General features: G+C 42.6%; 12 protein-coding genes. 4 read left to right on the forward strand and 8 right to left on the reverse strand.

The genetic code is table 11. The features are described 5' to 3' along the window. Positions 1–13: 13 nt before the first annotated feature. Positions 14–913, forward strand: a complete 900-nt coding sequence (rfbA, locus tag HXT24_RS00220; protein ID WP_004112125.1) for a glucose-1-phosphate thymidylyltransferase RfbA — start codon at positions 14–16, stop codon at positions 911–913. A gap of 57 nt (positions 914–970) precedes the next feature. Here rfbA and HXT24_RS00225 read toward each other — a convergent pair whose 3' ends face one another. The 3 genes from HXT24_RS00225 to HXT24_RS00235 form a co-directional block, all read right to left on the reverse strand. Further along, positions 971–1,663, reverse strand: coding sequence for a non-canonical purine NTP pyrophosphatase (locus HXT24_RS00225; protein ID WP_410312033.1), 693 nt, complete (start codon positions 1,661–1,663; stop codon positions 971–973). A 54-nt stretch (positions 1,664–1,717) separates the two neighbouring features. Then, a complete protein-coding gene (gene rph, locus HXT24_RS00230; RefSeq protein WP_004112121.1) occupies positions 1,718–2,482 on the reverse strand; it encodes a ribonuclease PH in 765 nt (254 codons plus the stop codon). A gap of 85 nt (positions 2,483–2,567) precedes the next feature. Continuing rightward, positions 2,568–4,556: an ABC-F family ATP-binding cassette domain-containing protein gene (locus tag HXT24_RS00235; protein WP_004574991.1), complete on the reverse strand. Its 1,989-nt coding sequence runs from the start codon at positions 4,554–4,556 to the stop codon at positions 2,568–2,570. Between the two features lie 223 nt (positions 4,557–4,779). Between HXT24_RS00235 and HXT24_RS00240 the strand changes: the two genes are divergently transcribed. After that, positions 4,780–5,934: a quinone-dependent dihydroorotate dehydrogenase gene (locus HXT24_RS00240; protein WP_004137927.1), complete on the forward strand. Its 1,155-nt coding sequence runs from the start codon at positions 4,780–4,782 to the stop codon at positions 5,932–5,934. A 118-nt stretch (positions 5,935–6,052) separates the two neighbouring features. On the opposite strand, the gene HXT24_RS00245 is transcribed toward HXT24_RS00240, so the two are convergent. The 5 genes from HXT24_RS00245 to HXT24_RS00265 all read right to left on the reverse strand — a co-directional run bounded on the left by HXT24_RS00245 (position 6,053) and on the right by HXT24_RS00265 (position 14,789). Beyond that, positions 6,053–8,443, reverse strand: coding sequence for a transglycosylase domain-containing protein (locus HXT24_RS00245; protein ID WP_020761252.1), 2,391 nt, complete (start codon positions 8,441–8,443; stop codon positions 6,053–6,055). A gap of 52 nt (positions 8,444–8,495) precedes the next feature. Continuing rightward, entirely contained in the window at positions 8,496–9,215 is a 720-nt protein-coding gene (locus HXT24_RS00250; protein WP_004112109.1) for a Crp/Fnr family transcriptional regulator, read from the reverse strand. Between the two features lie 30 nt (positions 9,216–9,245). Then, positions 9,246–11,747, reverse strand: coding sequence for a S9 family peptidase (locus HXT24_RS00255; RefSeq protein WP_422119399.1), 2,502 nt, complete (start codon positions 11,745–11,747; stop codon positions 9,246–9,248). A gap of 68 nt (positions 11,748–11,815) precedes the next feature. After that, on the reverse strand, positions 11,816–13,135 hold the full coding sequence (locus HXT24_RS00260) for an App1 family protein (protein ID WP_422119400.1): 1,320 nt from the start codon (positions 13,133–13,135) through the stop codon (positions 11,816–11,818). A 64-nt stretch (positions 13,136–13,199) separates the two neighbouring features. Continuing rightward, the gene (locus HXT24_RS00265; protein WP_032836524.1) at positions 13,200–14,789 is read right to left on the reverse strand and encodes a L,D-transpeptidase; all 1,590 of its coding nucleotides are present in this window, start codon (positions 14,787–14,789) and stop codon (positions 13,200–13,202) included. Positions 14,790–15,037: 248 nt separating this feature from the next. Between HXT24_RS00265 and HXT24_RS00270 the strand changes: the two genes are divergently transcribed. Further along, entirely contained in the window at positions 15,038–16,171 is a 1,134-nt protein-coding gene (locus HXT24_RS00270; protein ID WP_422119401.1) for a diacylglycerol/lipid kinase family protein, read from the forward strand. A 30-nt stretch (positions 16,172–16,201) separates the two neighbouring features. After that, positions 16,202–17,875: a phosphoglucomutase (alpha-D-glucose-1,6-bisphosphate-dependent) gene (gene pgm / locus HXT24_RS00275; protein WP_004125604.1), complete on the forward strand. Its 1,674-nt coding sequence runs from the start codon at positions 16,202–16,204 to the stop codon at positions 17,873–17,875. Positions 17,876–17,904 lie beyond the last annotated feature (29 nt).

Below are 17,904 nucleotides of genomic sequence, written 5' to 3' on the forward strand. Positions count from 1 at the left end.
GGATGTTTCAAAGATGAAAGGCATTATTCTTGCTGGCGGTTCTGGCACACGCCTATACCCACTTACTACAGTAACGTCTAAGCAGCTTTTGCCAGTTTACGATAAGCCAATGGTGTATTACCCTCTTAGCGTGCTTATGATGGCTGGAATCCGAGATATTCTTGTGATTTCTACTCCTCAAGACTTGCCTAATTTTGAAAGGCTACTTGGAAGCGGAGAACAATTTGGAATCAACTTATCTTACAAAGTTCAGCCATCGCCAGACGGTCTTGCTCAAGCATTTATACTCGGAGAAGAGTTCATAAACGGCGATTCTTGCGCGCTCGTACTTGGAGACAATATATTCTACGGAAATGGCCTGGGAGCTATTCTAAAGCACGCTGCACGCGTAGAACACGGTGCTACAGTATTCGGCTACTACGTAGACGACCCAGAAAGATACGGCGTTGTGGAATTTGATGAAAATCACAAAGCAGTTAGCATAGTAGAAAAACCAGAACACCCAGCATCAAATTATGCTGTTACAGGATTATACTTCTACGATTCCAGAGTTACAGAGTTTGCAAAACAAGTTAAGCCGAGCGCACGCGGCGAGCTTGAGATTACAGACCTTAACAAAATGTACTTAGAAAATGGCTCACTAAACGTTATGACTCTTGGTCGCGGATACGCGTGGCTAGACACTGGCACAATGGACTCGCTTTACGAAGCGGGCGAATTTGTGCGCACAATAGAGCGAGCGCAGGGACTGCCAATCGCAGTGCTTGAGGAGATTGCGTACGAGAATCAATGGATTAGTCGCGAGCGTTTGCTTGAGTCGGCAGAAAAATATGGTAAAAGCAATTATGGCAAGCACTTAAAGCAGGTTGCTGAAAATCGCATTATCATATCTAAAGATTTGTTCACGGATTAAAAATCGCAAATCCAATTTTACAAATCAACTAGTTTACTTCTGGTTTGCTTAGTTTATTTACTTAGTTTTCCCAAGGAACATAGCTTTTAACTCTGGCAAAAGCGCTCGTAACGCACTGCCCCTGTGTGAAATGGCGTTCTTCTCTTCTTGACTAAGCTGAGCACTTGTCAAATCCTGCATTTGAATGCCATTTCTAACAGGCTGATTATCTGGTACAAAAAGCGGATCGTAACCAAAACCATTCTCTCCACGTGGAACTCTAATCAGTCTACCAACCATTTCTCCAACGCGAACAGTTTCAAAACCATTTGTTTTCCACATACTGTTTTCAAGTTCTGTTTCACCACAACCCTTAGGAATAGCTAAAGCTGCAGCACAGCGGAATCGTGCTGTTCTACACTGATCTGGAATGTCTTCAAGCTGTTTAAGCAAAAGCTCATTATTCGCCTTATCATCTCCATGAACACCGCTCCAACGCGCAGACAATATTCCTGGAGCAGCTCCGAGAACATCTACAATCAAACCTGAATCATCTGCTATTGCAGGCAAACCAGTTCTTAAAGAAACATCTCTAGCTTTGATTAACGCATTTTGCTCAAAAGTCACGCCTGTTTCTACTGGATCTGGAAGCCCCAAAGAGCCAGCAGTAACAAGCTCAATATGCTCCGACATTTCCGCAAACTCTTCGTTAAGAATCCGCTTAATTTCAACGAGTTTACCCTCATTATGCGTTGCCACAACAAGTTTCACGCTCGCCACTCCTTAGTAATTTATCGAATAAACAGATATAGATATAAACTTTATTTAATTTTGACTTAAAGCAGCGCGCTGAGCAGCCTGAAGCTCACGATTACCTTTAGCTGCCAAATCAAGCAAAACATTAAGCTCATCGCGATTAAACGGGCGATGCTCCGCAGTGCCTTGAATCTCAATAAAATTGCCAGAACCAGTCATAGCAACATTCATATCTGTCATTGCTTGACTATCTTCTACATACGGCAAATCAAGCATTGGAGTGCCATTAATCACGCCTACAGAAACAGCAGAAACAGAGTCTTTAAGAACGTTTTTAGCACTACGAATATGCTTGTGCTTTTCTGCCCAATTCAAAGCATCTACAAGAGCAACATATGCACCCGTAATCGAAGCTGTACGCGTGCCGCCATCTGCTTGAAGAACATCGCAATCAATTTGAATCAAACACTCGCCCATTGCCTTCATATCTATAACACCTCTAAGGCAGCGACCAATAAGGCGACTAATCTCGTGCGTGCGGCCGCCGATTTTGCCCTTAACAGACTCGCGATCAGTTCGCTCGGCAGTGGCTCTTGGAAGCATTGAGTATTCGGCTGTAACCCAACCTAAACCAGTGTCTCGCCTCCAACGCGGAACTCCAATAGTAAAAGTGGCAGTGCACATAACGCGCGTGTTACCACACTCGATTAAAACGGAGCCTTCTGGCACGTTTGTAAAATTGCGCGTGATTTTTACTGGCCGCAACTCGTCTACATCTCTGCCATCAAAGCGAATAGGTTTTACAGATTCCAACATATCCTTAATTTGAGCCATAATTCAACAATTTAGCACGCGGCATTAACTAGCACGCAGCATTAATCTTGAGCAAAATCGCTATGCAAAACCGTAGACTTTTGTATCAAATTTGCTCACTAAGTGTAAGCCACTCTTCTTCTAACGCGCTAGACTCGCTTTGATTCGCCTGTAACTTCTCGTTAAGCTCTTGCAAGCCAACAAAATCGCTAGGATCGTGGCTTGCCATTTTTTGCTCAATCTCGCTTTTTTCTTCCTCAAGCCTTTCTAGTTTTCGCTCTATTGCTGAAACTCTTCTAGTAGCATCGTAGTAAGCTTTTCCGCTTAATTTTGTCTCAGACTTTTGATCAGAATCTAATTCAATTCCTTCTTTAGACTCGGATTTCATTTCAGATTCTGACTCAAAACCCGCCTTAGACTCTTGCATATTTGCACGCTCATAGTCTTCCATAATCTTTAAATACTCGTCAACTCCGCCTGGAAGATGACGAATTTTCCCATCAATCAGCGCAAATTGCTGATCGGTCACGCGCTCAAGCAAGTATCTATCGTGAGACACAACAATCAAAGTGCCTGGCCAAGTGTCAAGTAAATCTTCCATAACTGCAAGCATGTCGGTGTCTAGATCGTTTCCAGGCTCGTCCATTATCAACACATTTGGTTCGTTTAGAAGAATCAAAAGCAATTGCATGCGGCGTTTCTGGCCGCCCGAAAGATCTGCAATTGGTGTCATAAGTTGCTCTGGTTTAAAACCAAGTCTCTCCATAAGTTGACCAGGAGTCACTTCTTTGCCGTCGATTATGTAGCTTGGTTTATATCTACTCAAAACCTCTTTGACTTTATATTTTCCAAGCTTTTCCAGTTCTTCTAATCGTTGAGAAAGCACAGCAAATTTTACAGTTTTACCAATATTTACGTGCCCTTTAGTTGGATGCAAAGAGCCGTCGATTATGCTTAAAAGCGTTGATTTTCCAGCGCCATTAGCTCCGACTATACCGAATCGGTCTCCAGGTCCTATTAACCACGTTTGATTGTCTAAAAGCATGCGGCCGCTAATCTTTTTTTGCGATGCGGCACATGTTTCTTTTAATGGTGCTTCTGGAGATTCTTCTACAGAAATCGTAACGCTACCAACATGTGTAGGCTGAGAAAATGGTGATTTTACAATATCTGCATCGGCTCCAGCAGGATTTGACGAATCTTCAAAAATTTGCGTAACATCAATCAAATCAACAACTTGCTTACCAAGACGAGAAGTTGCCATTCTCTTCAACTCAAGAGTATCTCGCATTGGCGGAACGTCTGCTATAAGCTCGCGAGCCTGCTTAACGTGAAACTTTTGCTTAGTAGAACGCGCGCGAGCACCTCTAGAAAGCCACGCAAGCTCTTTACGAGCCAAATTCCGCCTGCGCTCCTCGCGAACATCCGCCTGACGTTCGCGCTCAACGCGCTGCATCATGTACGCACTGTATCCGCCTTCAAACGGGTCGATTGCTCCATCGTGAACTTCCCACATAGAAGAGCAAACTTCGTCTAAAAACCACCTGTCGTGCGTAACGAGCAAAAGCGCGCCCTGCCCGTCTTGCCACCTGTGCAAAAGATGCTCTGCGAGCCAATGAATTGTAAGCACATCAAGATGATTCGTAGGCTCATCCAAAGCCAAAATATCCCAATCATGCAACAGCAACCTAGCCAAATCCGCACGCCTACGCTGACCTCCAGAAAGCGTACCAACTTTAGCTTCAAGATTGATTCCGCCAAGAAGAGCCTCAACAATTTCGCGAGACTTTGAATCAGCAGCCCACTCATAATCCTGTCGATTCTCCAATGCAGCTTGGCGAACTGTAGCATTATCGTCCAGTGGATCTCGCTGGCTTAAAATGCCAAATGTCAATCCGCTTCTACGCGTAACTCTGCCAGAATCTGGGTCCATACTACCCTCAAGAAGCTTAAGAAGCGTGGATTTTCCGTCTCCGTTTTTTCCAACAATTCCTATACGGTCTCCCTCAAAAACGCCTTGAGTCACATTTCTAAAAATAGTTTTTGTTGCAAATTCAAGCGATACGCGTTCTAGTCCCAAATCATAAGTAGGCATAACTCACAAATATAGCTGTGCTGCTATACCATTCGCAAAGGCAGGTCGTCGTTCGCACGGATTAACCGCGCGAACGACAGGACCTGCCCGAGATTGTACGTGATTTAGGTCGAATTTGGTACAAACTCGGGAAAACAACTCCGCATTTTGTAACTCAACACACCAAAATCAACAACAAAAAGCGTAAAGTCGCATAATATTGAATGTCGTATAATATTGAGTTATGGGTTATGTATCTGAAAATTCTTTACACAATGCTGTGAACAAAGCTGCAACAGACTTATTCACCTTTAGCTATAAGCATGTAATTAAACCACACTTAGTGTTTAACATTCCACCAGACGAAGCACACGACCGAATGATTGCATTTTGCAAGACGAGTGAGCGCATTCCTGGATTAATGTGGCTTTTGCGGCAAATGCTCAATTACACGGATCCAATTTTAGAAACGCGAGTTATGGGAGTGGATTTTGCGAATCCATTTGGATTAAGCGCAGGACTCGATAAAAACTGCGATTTGTGCACAGTTCTAGACAACGCTGGCTTTGGTTTTGAAACAGTTGGCTCCACAACTGCCCGCCCATGCGAAGGAAACGCTAAACCTTGGTATCATAGGCTTCCGCAATATGATTCTCTTCTTGTTCATGCGGGTCTTGCTAACGATGGCAGCGAGTTTGTGATTCCTAGAGTGGAAAAAGCGTGGACTAATGCTAAAAGCATGCGTGTTTCTGTGAGCATTGCGCGTACCAATGATAATCTTGTTGGTGATTTAGACGAAGGTATTGAAGATTATCGCATATCTATGGAGCGAGCAAGTGGCAAAAGCTCCATGATTGAGGTTAACATTTCTTGTCCAAACACTATGGCTGGCGAGCCTTTTAGCGAGCCAGAAGCTTTAGATAAGCTTTTTAATGTTTTAGATAAAGTTGATCGCCCTCAGCCAACTCTTGTAAAAATGCCTTTGAATCTAAAAGGCGGATGGCCTCAATTTAAGTCTTTGTTAGACGTTTTAAGCGCACACAAGGTTGATGGCGTGAGCATTGCAAATCTGCGAAAGAACCGCGAAGGATTGAATATTCCAGCAGATTGGAAAGGTGGAATTTCTGGGGCTCCAACTTACAATGCAAGCAATGAGCTTATTAAGCGCACTAGAAGCGAGTTTGGGTCTCGCTTTGCTATTGCTGGAATAGGTGGCGTATTTACTGCAAAACAAGCTTATGAAAAGATTAGAAGTGGAGCTGACCTAGTTATGTTCGTTTCTTCTCTTATGTATAGAGGTCCTCAGCAAATAACTGTTCTAAAGCGCGGACTTGCTGATTTACTCAGAAAAGATGGGTTTGAAACAGTTAAAGATGCAGTTTCAGCTGATGTAGATTAAAAAAAAAACCAGAATAGATAACAATAAATTACAATAAATCAGCTGGTATCGAAGTATTCGCACAATACCTCAATGCCAGCTGATTTTTTAATAATATTTTCAACTAACCAGATGAAGCTTAATTACCGTCAGAAGATGTGTCTCCTGTTCCATCCGTATTACCGTACGTAGAACCAGAAGATGTACTCGTTCTTCCATCGCCAGTAACCGACGATCCACCAGTCGCAGGATCTGTCGAAGCCGCACCCTGATTTGCCTGAGCCTGAGCCTGATCTTGAGCCGCCTGTCTACGAGCATCCTCATCGCGCTTACGCTGTTGCTCTGCATAATCTTCCTGACGCATTTGCGGAGTTAATGACGGCATCTTTCCACCAGCCATATACTTTGGATCTGGTTTTCCGTAATCGTTATCCATAGGCGTGTTAGATGCCTTTAGGTACGTATCCATAAACTTTTTCCAAGCAGGCATACCAATGTAGGTACCATACCATGTGCTGTGGTAGACGCCATTAATTCTCATATTGCTAAAGCTCTTTTGTACTTCCGCATTTCCAACGGCAACAAAAGCAGAAACCTTATTTGGCACAAATCCAGCAGTAGTCATGTAGTATTGCTCGTTCGTACCTGTTTTAGCAAAAGTCTTACGACCGCCTTCTAGTTGCGCGCCATGAGCAACACCACTTGGCTGAACAACACCTTGATTCATAGCGTATGCAACAGTTTGAGCAATCTTCTTTGGAATAGCTTGATGGCAATGCGCACTAGGAACACGAAGTCGCTTGCCATTTTTGTCTACTACTCGCTTAATTGCTATAGGATCACATTGAACACCATTAGCGCCAATAGTTGCAAAAACATTAGCCATTGTTAGCGGCGAAGCTTGCACAGCACCAATCAACATAGGAGGATTGAACGAGTTCTTAGAGAACACATCTTCTTGACCCAGTGGCGAATTGTGATACCCAAGTGTTTTCGCAGCCTCTGCCACTGCACACAGCTTAAGCTGAGCACCCATAGCAGCCTGAATAGTGTTATGAGAATGAACAAGACCCATTAAAGGCGTTTCTGGGCTAACACTACCGCCACCAGAGTTTTGAACAGACCAGCGGCCAATTCCACGATACCTTGCGCAAGAAAAATCAGTGTTGTTATAAAGCATGCTTGTTCTTAGAGGCTGATTAATCGACTTTCCAGCAAGCAGCCAAGCAACAATGTTAATTGGCTTCCACGTAGAACCAATCTGCCAGCCTAAGCCGCCGCCGTCTCGCTCGTCTACAGCGTAGTTAATCGCAGTGTGCGTAGGGTCTGATTTTGCTGCATCTGTAGCATCGTAAATACGGTTGCTTCCAAATCCAAGTACTTCTCCAGTTCCAGGTTTAATAGCAGCAATCGAAACTTCAAAACCGCTTGGATCGTTTATTGGAACAGTAGCCCTAGCTGTATCCATTGCAGAAGAGTTTGCAAGAATATCCATTGTTGTGTAAATGTCTAATCCGCCTTCGTTAAGCAGCTTCTGCCTTGCTACAGTTGTTTTGCCAAATTCTCTAGAATTCAAGATTTTCTTAGTAACATAATCACAGAAGAATGCTGCATCTCCAGCAGCCTGGCAACCGACGTTAGCAACTTCATGCTGAATATTAAGAGTGCTTTTAATTGGTGTTGCAACCGCATCATCATGTTCTTTTTGACTTATAAAGTTTTGTCGAAGCATTAAATCAAGAACTATATTTCTTTGCTTCTGTGATTCAGGCTGATTTTCTTCAATAGAAGGATCGTACCTAGAAGGATTCTTTGTGATTGCTGCAATAGTCGCAGCTTGAACAAGATTAAGATTGGCTGCAGTGGTATTAAAATAGCGTTTTGCAGCAGTTTCTACACCGTAAAGATTATTACTACCAAACTGTGCAACGTTTAAATATCCCTGTAAAATCTCTAGCTTAGAGTATTTTTTCTCCATTTGGATTGCGATTAACATTTCTCGCAATTTTCTAGCAACAGTACTTTCTGCAGCATGATATTCCGAAATAGGATCATTGTCTTCTCTAGCTTTGATCATAAGAACATTCTTAACGTATTGCTGTGTTAAAGACGATCCACCTTGCATATCAGACTTTTTAATAAATGTTTGCACAAACGCACGCATAACGCCTTGCACATCAACGCCTGAATGTTCAAAGAACCTACGATCCTCACGCGCAACCATTGCCTGCTGCATGTATTGCGATATGCGTCTTAATGGCACAACAGTGCGATTTTGAGCATAAAATGTTGCTATAACTGTTTTGCCATCAGAAGCGTATAAACGCGACTTTTGAGGTAAAGCCGTAACGTCAAAATCAATGCCATCAACTCTAAGAGAAGGCACAACAGACTTGACCACACTGTTTACGCTCATCACTCCTGGCACAAATAAAATACTTGATACTACACCACCTGCAACACACAATGTGATGTACGTAAGAAACAGTGCTAACACGCGACGAGTTGTGAGGGATTTCTTCTTAGGCATGCGAACTATTCTAGAGGTTTGCCTCTACGTTGCGGCACGCAAAAATCGCAATTTATCTTTCTGCTCTGCGAATCAACATTCCAGGTTGGTAAATAATAATTGACCTACCGTGCCTTTTAATCCAACCCCTCTGAGCAAAATCCATCAACGCTTTATTAACTGTTTCTCTAGAAGACCCAACAAGTTGAGCAAGTTCTTCTTGTGTTAAATCGTGAGGAACAAGCACACCTTCCCTAACAGGTTCTCCAAACCTAGAAGCAAGGTTTAAAAGCGTTTTAGCCAATCTAGCTGGAACGTCCATAAAAACAAGATCAGAAATATGCTCATTATTTGCTCTTAAACGTGCAGCTAAAACCTGAAGCATGTCTACAGCAACCCTAGGATGATGGCCAAGCCACTTAAAAAGAACTTCGTTTTCTAGCCATAATACGCGAGTTCTATCTGTAATTGCTATTGCAGAAGCTGTACGCGGACCGCCGAACGGGTCAAAAACAGGAATCTCTCCAAGAATCTCACCGTGCGTGTGGATACTAAGCAATTGCACACGATTATCCCTTGAATGGCGTACAAGCTTAACCCGTCCACGCTCAAGCAGATACATGCGGCGATCAGTATCTCCTTCGTTAAAAATCGCCTGCCCCTTAGAAAAAACCGACTCATGCAAATGCTCGAGAAGCTCCCTCGCTTGATCGAGTGGCACTTGCTTAAATAACGCTGTATGCGTTAAAGGAAGGTCTTCCGTGTAGGGCTTATCTGGCTTAATTCTTACCACAATCAGCCTCCAATGTGTTTTAAAAATATTCTACGAAATACCCATGGCATCTAAACACCATGCGTTTTCATAGCAAACTTCCTCCCACTTTTTGTACCTGCCAGAGCTTCCACCGTGACCGCCATCTGTTTCAATGCGCGCAATCGCGTCCGCACCTGCAGCCTGCAAACGAGCAAGCCACTTAAGAGGCTCCGTAACAAGAACGCGAGTGTCGTTAATCGAAGAAGTTATAAGAATCTTTGGAAACTCACCTGGCTCAACATGTTCAGGCACATTCTCGTAAGGCGTGTAAGACTTTAAATAAGCGTAATCTTGCGCATTATGCAATGGGTCTCCCCATTCGTCCCATTCTGTAACAGTAAGCGGCAACGAGTCGTCTAGCATAGACGTAAGCGCATCAACAAACGGAACATCAGCTTCGATTCCCGCGTAGCATTGCGGAGCCATATTTGCTACAGCGCCCATAAGAAGGCCGCCTGCAGAACCACCATTTGCAACAGTCTGATTCGCATCAGCATACCCAGCTTGTTGCAAAGCGCGCGTAACGTCTACAAAATCTTCAAACGTGTGTTTTTTGTTGCGACGCCTACCATTCTCATACCACGCACGACCCATTTCTCCGCCGCCTCGCACATGCACTTGTACGAACAGCACTCCTCTATCCAGCATGCTTAGACGCGCCACAGAAAAATACGGGTCGCTGCTTATTTCATAAGCTCCGTAAGCGGTGATGAACATTGCTTGTGATTTAGCCACAGTGTTTTTACGCCACACTAGGGATACGGGTACGCGCTCTCCATCTCGGACAGTAATCCACACTCGTTTTTCTGCGTAGTCATTTTCGTTAAAATCGCCTAGAATTTTCCCACGCTTAAGCAAAACGTCTTTGCCTGTAATAGGATCTATTTCACGCAAAGACCCTAGTGTCGCATAGCTTGAACAAGAATAACGCATTCTTGGAGCTTCGTAAGAAGGATTACCAGTTGCTCCAATAAGGTAAACACGACTATTTTTAGCTTGTTCATTGGTTATTTTAGATAGTTCAATTCGAGCGGTGTTTTGATTTTGATTTTGGATAGATAAATCAGACAAATCAGACAAATTATCTTTTACAACATCGGTTGGTTGCCACTCTTCCGCTGTTTCCTTTATAAAACCTTCTGCCCCAACCCTAATAAAACGCCAAGGTCGTCCAGCATTAAAATCTTCAACAGCATTGCTTTTAGGCATAACAGCAAGCTGAGGCAAGCCATTCGCTCGGAAAGAAAGAGCCACATAATTCTTATAAACGCTTAAACCATCAATGCTCAATCCGCAAGTTCCCTGTAAAATCTTAGGATTTTTGCTATTGTAATACGGTTCACTAACTGCTTTTTTGCTGGCTCCTGGTTCTAATAAATCACCATTTTTGCAGCCGTAAGGAGATCCCTGAACAACACAATCGCCTTCGCCAATGTTAAATGGCATTGATTCCATAGATCGCTTTCGCAAATCTATAACGTCAATCTGAAAATTAGGATTTTTAAGATTGTGGCTTACAAACATGAGTGGAATATCTTTACCATCATCTCCAGCATTTTCAAAGCATGCGAAAGAAACATCGTATTCCACGTTTTTTATAGGCTTTAACACCATCTTAAAATCTGCTTCTGGAGTGCTTAATGGAAGCATTAATACGCGCGAAGTTGTTTTTGAGCTGCTGTTTATCATAATGCTACGTTCGTCGAAACTTTCGTAAACGCTAACAAAAAATCTCGCATCCAATTCTTCAAAAACTTTTACATCATCTTCTACAGAAGTTCCAATTTTATGTCTAAACACTTGGTATGGTCGCCATGCGCTGTCTAAAGTCACATAAAAAACCCATTTCCCGTCTGGTGTTAAAAGCGCAGAAGATATGCCTTTTATGCAATCTGGAAGTGTTATAAAATCATTGCTACTTTTGCAAAAATCACGAATATAAAAATCGAATCTTTCATCACCCTTAGTATCGACACCAAACAACATTCTCGTGCCGTCTAAACTAATATCCATTCCTCCAAGTTGGAAGAAATCTCCACCAAATTCCGATGCCTCTTTGTTGGCGTCAAAAATAATTTCTTCGCCTTCTGTTTCTCCAGGATTTGCGCGTTCATCTATAACTGGCGGATCCCAGTCATTCTCATTTTTAACAGGCATTCGGCATTGAATCCCGTACTGTTTACCTTCTACGGTACGCACATAATACCAATATCCGTCCATTCTTGTTGGAACAGACATATCCGTTTCTTGAATACGCGATTTCATCTCATTAAACAGTTGTTTACGTAAAGAATCTAACCTAGAAACGCGTTGTTCAGTGTACTTGTTTTGAGAATCAATATATTCACGAAGTCTTTTGCTCTCTTTATCCTTCATCCAAGCATATTCATCTACAAACACATCATTGTGAAACTCACGAACATAATCAACTTTTGTAGCAGGCATAGGCTTAAAACCAGCAGCCTTATTTAAAGAATCAAACTCACCGACTTTTAGCGAACTATCTTGCATTTATAACCTTTACAACACATAGAAAACATAAAAATTCTGCACAATTACACAATATCAACTACACAACATTAAACAGCATCCATAATAAATGGAATCATAATATCTTTCAAAGATTCACCATCTGGAGCTGCAAAAAATGGGACACCTTCAAAAGTTCCAGCAGCACCTTTAGCATTAACAAAATTACCATCACCAACGCTTGCAATTCTAGAAGACGCAAGAGTAACCCCAAAATCCTTAGACATTGCTCTCCTAAAATCGGTCATAGTTGAATTGACCTTAAGCTGTCTTATGCCTACCGCTAAAACTCGATTAGGGAATTTTTTTATAATACTCGCATAAGTAGCTGGATCCTTCTGACCATCATCACCAATAAGCACAAATCTCATACCTGGAAAATCATCCATAAGCTGCTGAGCAAACTCAAGCTTATGCTGAGGACCAGTCGGCACAAAAGTCTTAGGTCTAGGATCTAAATCTCTAAGAAGAAGCGGTCCAGATGGAAAACCTTCACGCGAAATGAAGTGTCGTATAGAAGCTTCCACATTCCAAGGAGAAGTTGAAAGATAGAAAAACGGGGCGTTAGGAACAAAATCACGAATCTTATTAAAGAAATGATTCATACCCTTAACAGCATGCCTGTGCTCTGGATTCATAATAAGCAGATTGTAAGCTGCTCTTAGCGGAGAAGGAGCCTGAGTGACCATAATAGTGTCATCAACGTCGGAAATTATTCCCAAAGTAGATTTTTCAGAAATAACAAACATGCTTGCATCAACAGGCTCACGATTATCTACTTTGTAAGACACTTTATGTTCACCAACATTAAGTGATCTTTCAGTAATCAAATCAAGATAACCAGAACAGTCTGAAACACAATATTCAGCACCACTGTTGAAACTAGCATCTGGCTTATCGTACACAGACGAATCACCAACTTGCGCAGATTCAACAGGAACACCATCAATGCTTAAAGAAACACGAATCCTAACAGCAGGAACAACAAGCATCGCATATATTCCGCGCTTCAAAACAGAATGATGCCCAGCTTTAGGAGCAAGAACCGTACGGCAAATCAGACGAGCATAATTATCAGTTCCATAACCAATATAAGGCTCAACGCTTGGGAACCAACCCAAACGGCGCATAATCTTACCGCTTACACGCATCCAAAATCCAACGCTTGATGTAACAAGTTTTCTGACAAATCGAATAAAAGGCGGCTTTTTATCTATACGCTCTTCATCCGAAGGAGCATCAAAAAGCGTGGCTGTAACTCGCACTTGAATAGGCGTACTGCTTATTCTTCTAGCTACAGCTGGAGAATCACATTCTTGCTTGGCTTGTTCGCCGCCTCTTACAGCGTTATTGTCATCCAATTTAGCCAAATTGTTACTCGCTTTTATGAATTTTATAACTTTTATAAAATCTATAACTCACTATTGTAATGAATTATTGACGAACTGGACCATCTGGCTGCTCGCCAACCACTTGTACGATTGTTCCACGCGGGCAATTGTCGTACACCCACTTAGAATCCTGCTCGTACATATTAATGCAGCCGTGAGAACCATGCTTTGCTGGGTATCCTTGTGCTATACCAACATCATTCCACCTTGCTGTATGGAATGAAATTCCACCGTTAAAGTAGCTAACCCAAGTAATTCCAGGCAAATAGTATCTAGAACCATCCCTATTAAATCCTTGCATAGCTTGAACGTCATAACGTAAGTAAATGTGGAATGTTCCATTTGGCGTCTCGTAATATCCATTGGAGCCCGTGCAAACTGGCATTGTTCGTATTAATTGATCATCTTTGTAAACGCTTACTGTCTGCGTGGTTTTATCAACCACAATACGCATCTCAACAATCTTCTTTTCAACAGCAAACTTTACTACATTTGTTGGAACCGTAATCTTTGCGTCTGTACCCTTTTCGATAGCATCCACAACCTTGTTTGCTACATCCTTTGAATAGCGAACCTCTACGCCATTAACACCTTTAAGAGTGGTCATTATGAACTGACCCTTCTTATTATAAGTGTCTTCCTGATCTATTTTCTGCTGGTTCAGATTCTTAGCAAGCTCTTTTGAAAGCCAAGTATTTACTGCTTCCCTATCTACAGTAAACGAAATCTGCTTTCTCTGTTCGTCAGCATTAACCTTAATCCAAGAGGCGATTGCAGATCTAGGTATCGTAAAATCTTTTGAATCGCCATTACTTAAAGTGATTTTCTTGGTAAGAATATTATTAAGCTGATCCACAGTTTTCTTAGCAACATCACGCTTAATCGGTGCTTCAATCCTACGAGACTCAATAGTAACTTTTACTGTTTTACCAGGATTTTCAAGCGATTTTTTAACAGCCTCACGAACAGGCAATGTTATTACTGTACGACCTGGAACACCATCTTCCACCACATAAGATTCAGAACCAGAATCGTATTTTGCCGTATAAGGCATTGCACGATCTTTATCGTTAACAAATTTCTTGATGATATACGCATCCATATCCATGTCGTTTCGAGTTGCTTGCAAAGCGACATTCTTCTGAACCCAAGGCATAAGCATTGTAAACGCGTTATCATGCTTAGATCGCATTATATTTTTAACCGTTGCGCTCTTATCTACTTTGACGTACAAGTCTTCAAAATTCGCGTTGATTGTTTTACCACGATCATCTTTAATTTCTATTTTGGTGCTATCAACAGCATTATCTACATTTTTAGAAACCGCTGCCAACTGAGCGCCAACAATTTGACTACTTCCAGCAAAATGTACACCAGGGGCAACACGATCATGGAAATACGCTTGTGTGCCAAGAAAAGCGCAAACTAAGAGTATAACGAATATGACCAAAGAATATAAAAGAACCAGTGCAGACTTGTTCGACTTATGACGATTCTTTAAAACAGCAGTCTGATTTATATTGTTATTGTCAATATTGTCATTATCTACACTGTTTACGTCTATATTATTAGCAATATTATCAATATTTTCAGACTCAAAAACGTCTGGATTATTATGTTCTAACTCGGACATACTCTTAAACCCCTGCTCGATTAATGGAACAAAAATCGCATGTGGCAAGTTTAGCACTTGCGTAGCATATAACTCACATAAGGAATGTAAAACATGTAAATAGAAATAATAGAAATAAATAATAGAAATGCGAGCCAAAAATAAAAAATATGCTCAATACGTGATGAAAATGTGAAAAGTAATCAAATATTCGCAAATATTCTAAAAATAATCACCATATATTAAAGATATGTGCAAGAATAATAAATATGCCAGATATGCCAATTCAAGCGACGATTGCGTTAATGATGATTGTTTTTGCGCTAGTACTTGCGCCTTTCATCATTATGATAGTTACGCGCGCCTTGAAAAAGCATCATTTAGCAGAAAAACTCGCAGAGCGACACGGAGATAGTGTACATTACGCTTTCATACTAAACCCGTCTAAACCTCAAGCAGAACAATATAGACTTGACATTAAAGAATATTGCAAATCACACAATTTCACATACGAAATAATAGACACTCAATTAAATAAAGACGGGCGAGAATGCGCACTCGAAGCCTTAAAAAACGGCGCAAATGTTGTTGTGGCAGTTGGTGGAGATGGCACTGTTAGAACGGTTGCGAGTGCGGTTTCTGGCACGAACCACGCGATGGGAATAATTCCAATTGGCACAGGGAACTTATTTGCGCGCAACATGGGTATTCCAGTAGATGATGTTCAAGCAGCACTAAGAGTTGCAACAAGCCACGGATCTAAAAAAGTTGACGTTGGGCGTGTTTTTATACTCGACAAGCCGTATGAAGACCATGGTCACGCATTTTTGATTATTGCAGGAATTGGCTTCGACGCTCTTATGATAGACGACACTAATCCTGCGCTTAAAAAGAACATAAGCTGGCTTGCATACTTTGTTGCTGGCGTTAAACACTTATTTGCGTCAAAATACCGCGGAGACGTTACTTTTATTAGAGAAAACGGTACAAATCACACAGCTAGAGGAATATCATTCCGCACACTTATGGCTGGTAATTGTGGACAAATACCAATGCTTTCTTTAATGCCAGAAGCCGTTTACGATGATGGAATATTAGACTTCGAAATTATTGACACATCTGGCGGATTAATTGGATGGGCTAACCTATTTGGAGACGTTGTACACCAAACCGTTACAGGAAAAGCACAGCAAAGTCCGCTTTCTACAAACTCTAAAATCGACCAATCGCAAGGTGTTGAGGCAGAAGTCAAGATAGAACGATCTGCTCCTGTGCAAGTTGATGGAGATATTTTGGGCTACACAAAACACTTGCGTTTTAGCGTAGACAAACAGGCTCTATGCGTGCGCATACCAGAGAGTTTACAATCTTCTTTGACTCAAAATACCGCCGACTTATCTTAAAATACCGTCGCCGTGGCAAAATAAAAAATTATGGTAGCAAAAAATGCGGGAATGCCCGCCACCCCAGAAGATCTAGTAGACGTCGATGCTTTGGTTGGCGCTTACTATGATGAAGTTCCAAATTCCAATATTCCAGAACAGCGCGTGATTTTCGGTACGTCCGGTCACCGTGGTTCTGCTTTAAAAACTTCGTTTAACGAAGCTCATATTGTGGCTATTACTCAAGCTATTGCTGAATATCGCAAGAAGGCTGGCGTAACTGGTCCTCTTTATATTGGTCGCGATACGCATGCTCTTTCTGAGCCTGCTCAAAAAACCGCTATCGAGGTTTTGGTTGCTAACGGAGTTCACGTTCGCGTGGATTCTCGCGGCGATTTCGTGCCAACTCCTGTTGTTTCTCAGGCTATTTTGACGCATAATCGCGCAGCCGACGGCACTCAGCGTTTTAGCGGAGACGGCTTGGCTGATGGCATTGTCGTCACTCCTTCGCACAATCCTCCAACCGACGGTGGTTTTAAGTACGACCCTGTAACTGGCGGCCCTGCCCCAGCAGACGTAACTAACGCAATCGCAGCTCGCGCAAACGAATTGCTTGACAACTACAAGTCCGTTAAGCGCGTGCCTTTCGAGGAGGCAATCAAGTCTGATTTGGTTGAAGGCTTCGATTACCGCGAGCACTACGTTAGCGATTTGGCTAACGTAATCGATTTCGATGTGATTCGCTCTAGCGGCGTGCGTTTGGGAATTGACCCACTCGGCGGAGCAAGCGTAAACTACTGGCCACTTATGAACGAAAAGTACGGTTTAAACATTGGCGTTGTGCGTCCAGAAGTTGACCCAACTTGGCGATTCATGACTATTGACCACGATGGCAAGATTCGTATGGATCCAAGCTCCCCTTACGCGATGAAGGGCTTAGTTGATCAGCTTAACGCTGGCGCTTGGGATAAGTACGATTTGGTTGGAGGCACTGATCCAGATGCCGATCGCCATGGTATCGTGTGCCCGAATTGGGGCGTTATGAACCCGAACCACTACATTGCAGTGTGCGTGGAGTACTTGTTCGGCGGCGCTCGCCCAGATTGGCCAAAGAATACTGCTATCGGCAAGACGCTTGTGTCTTCTTCATTGATCGACCGCGTAGCTGCTTCGATTAACGCTAAGCTTGTGGAAGTTCCTGTTGGCTTCAAGTGGTTCGTTGACCCACTCTTTAGCGGCGAAGTTGCTTTCGGCGGCGAGGAAAGCTCTGGCATGAGCTTCTTGCGCAAAGACGGCCGCGTGTGGACTACCGATAAGGATGGTTTGATTCCTGATTTGCTCGCTGCAGAAATTACTGCAAAGACTGGCAAGAACCCTGCTCAGCTTCACCAAGATCAGGTTGCTCGCTTTGGAGAAAGCTGGTACAAGCGCGTAGATACTCCAACAACTCTTGAGCAAAAGCAGAAGTTTGCGGCTCTAAGTGGCAACGATGTTGAAGCAACTAAGCTCGCTGGCGAAGATATTACCGCAAAGCTTACGGAAGCTCCTGGAAACGGCGCAAAGATTGGCGGCTTGAAGGTGACGACTAAGAACAATTGGTTCGCCGCTCGCCCATCTGGTACCGAGAATATTTACAAGGTTTATGCTGAGTCCTTCGTTTCTCCAGAAGCACTTGACAAGGTGCTTGAGGAAGCTACTGCAGTAGTAGACAAGGCTTTAGCGTAACGTAATAATCTTTCGTAAGTAAAGAATCT

The organism is Gardnerella sp. DNF00354, from assembly GCF_049262755.1.
Taxonomy (GTDB): Bacteria; Actinomycetota; Actinomycetes; order Actinomycetales; family Bifidobacteriaceae; genus Bifidobacterium; species Bifidobacterium vaginale.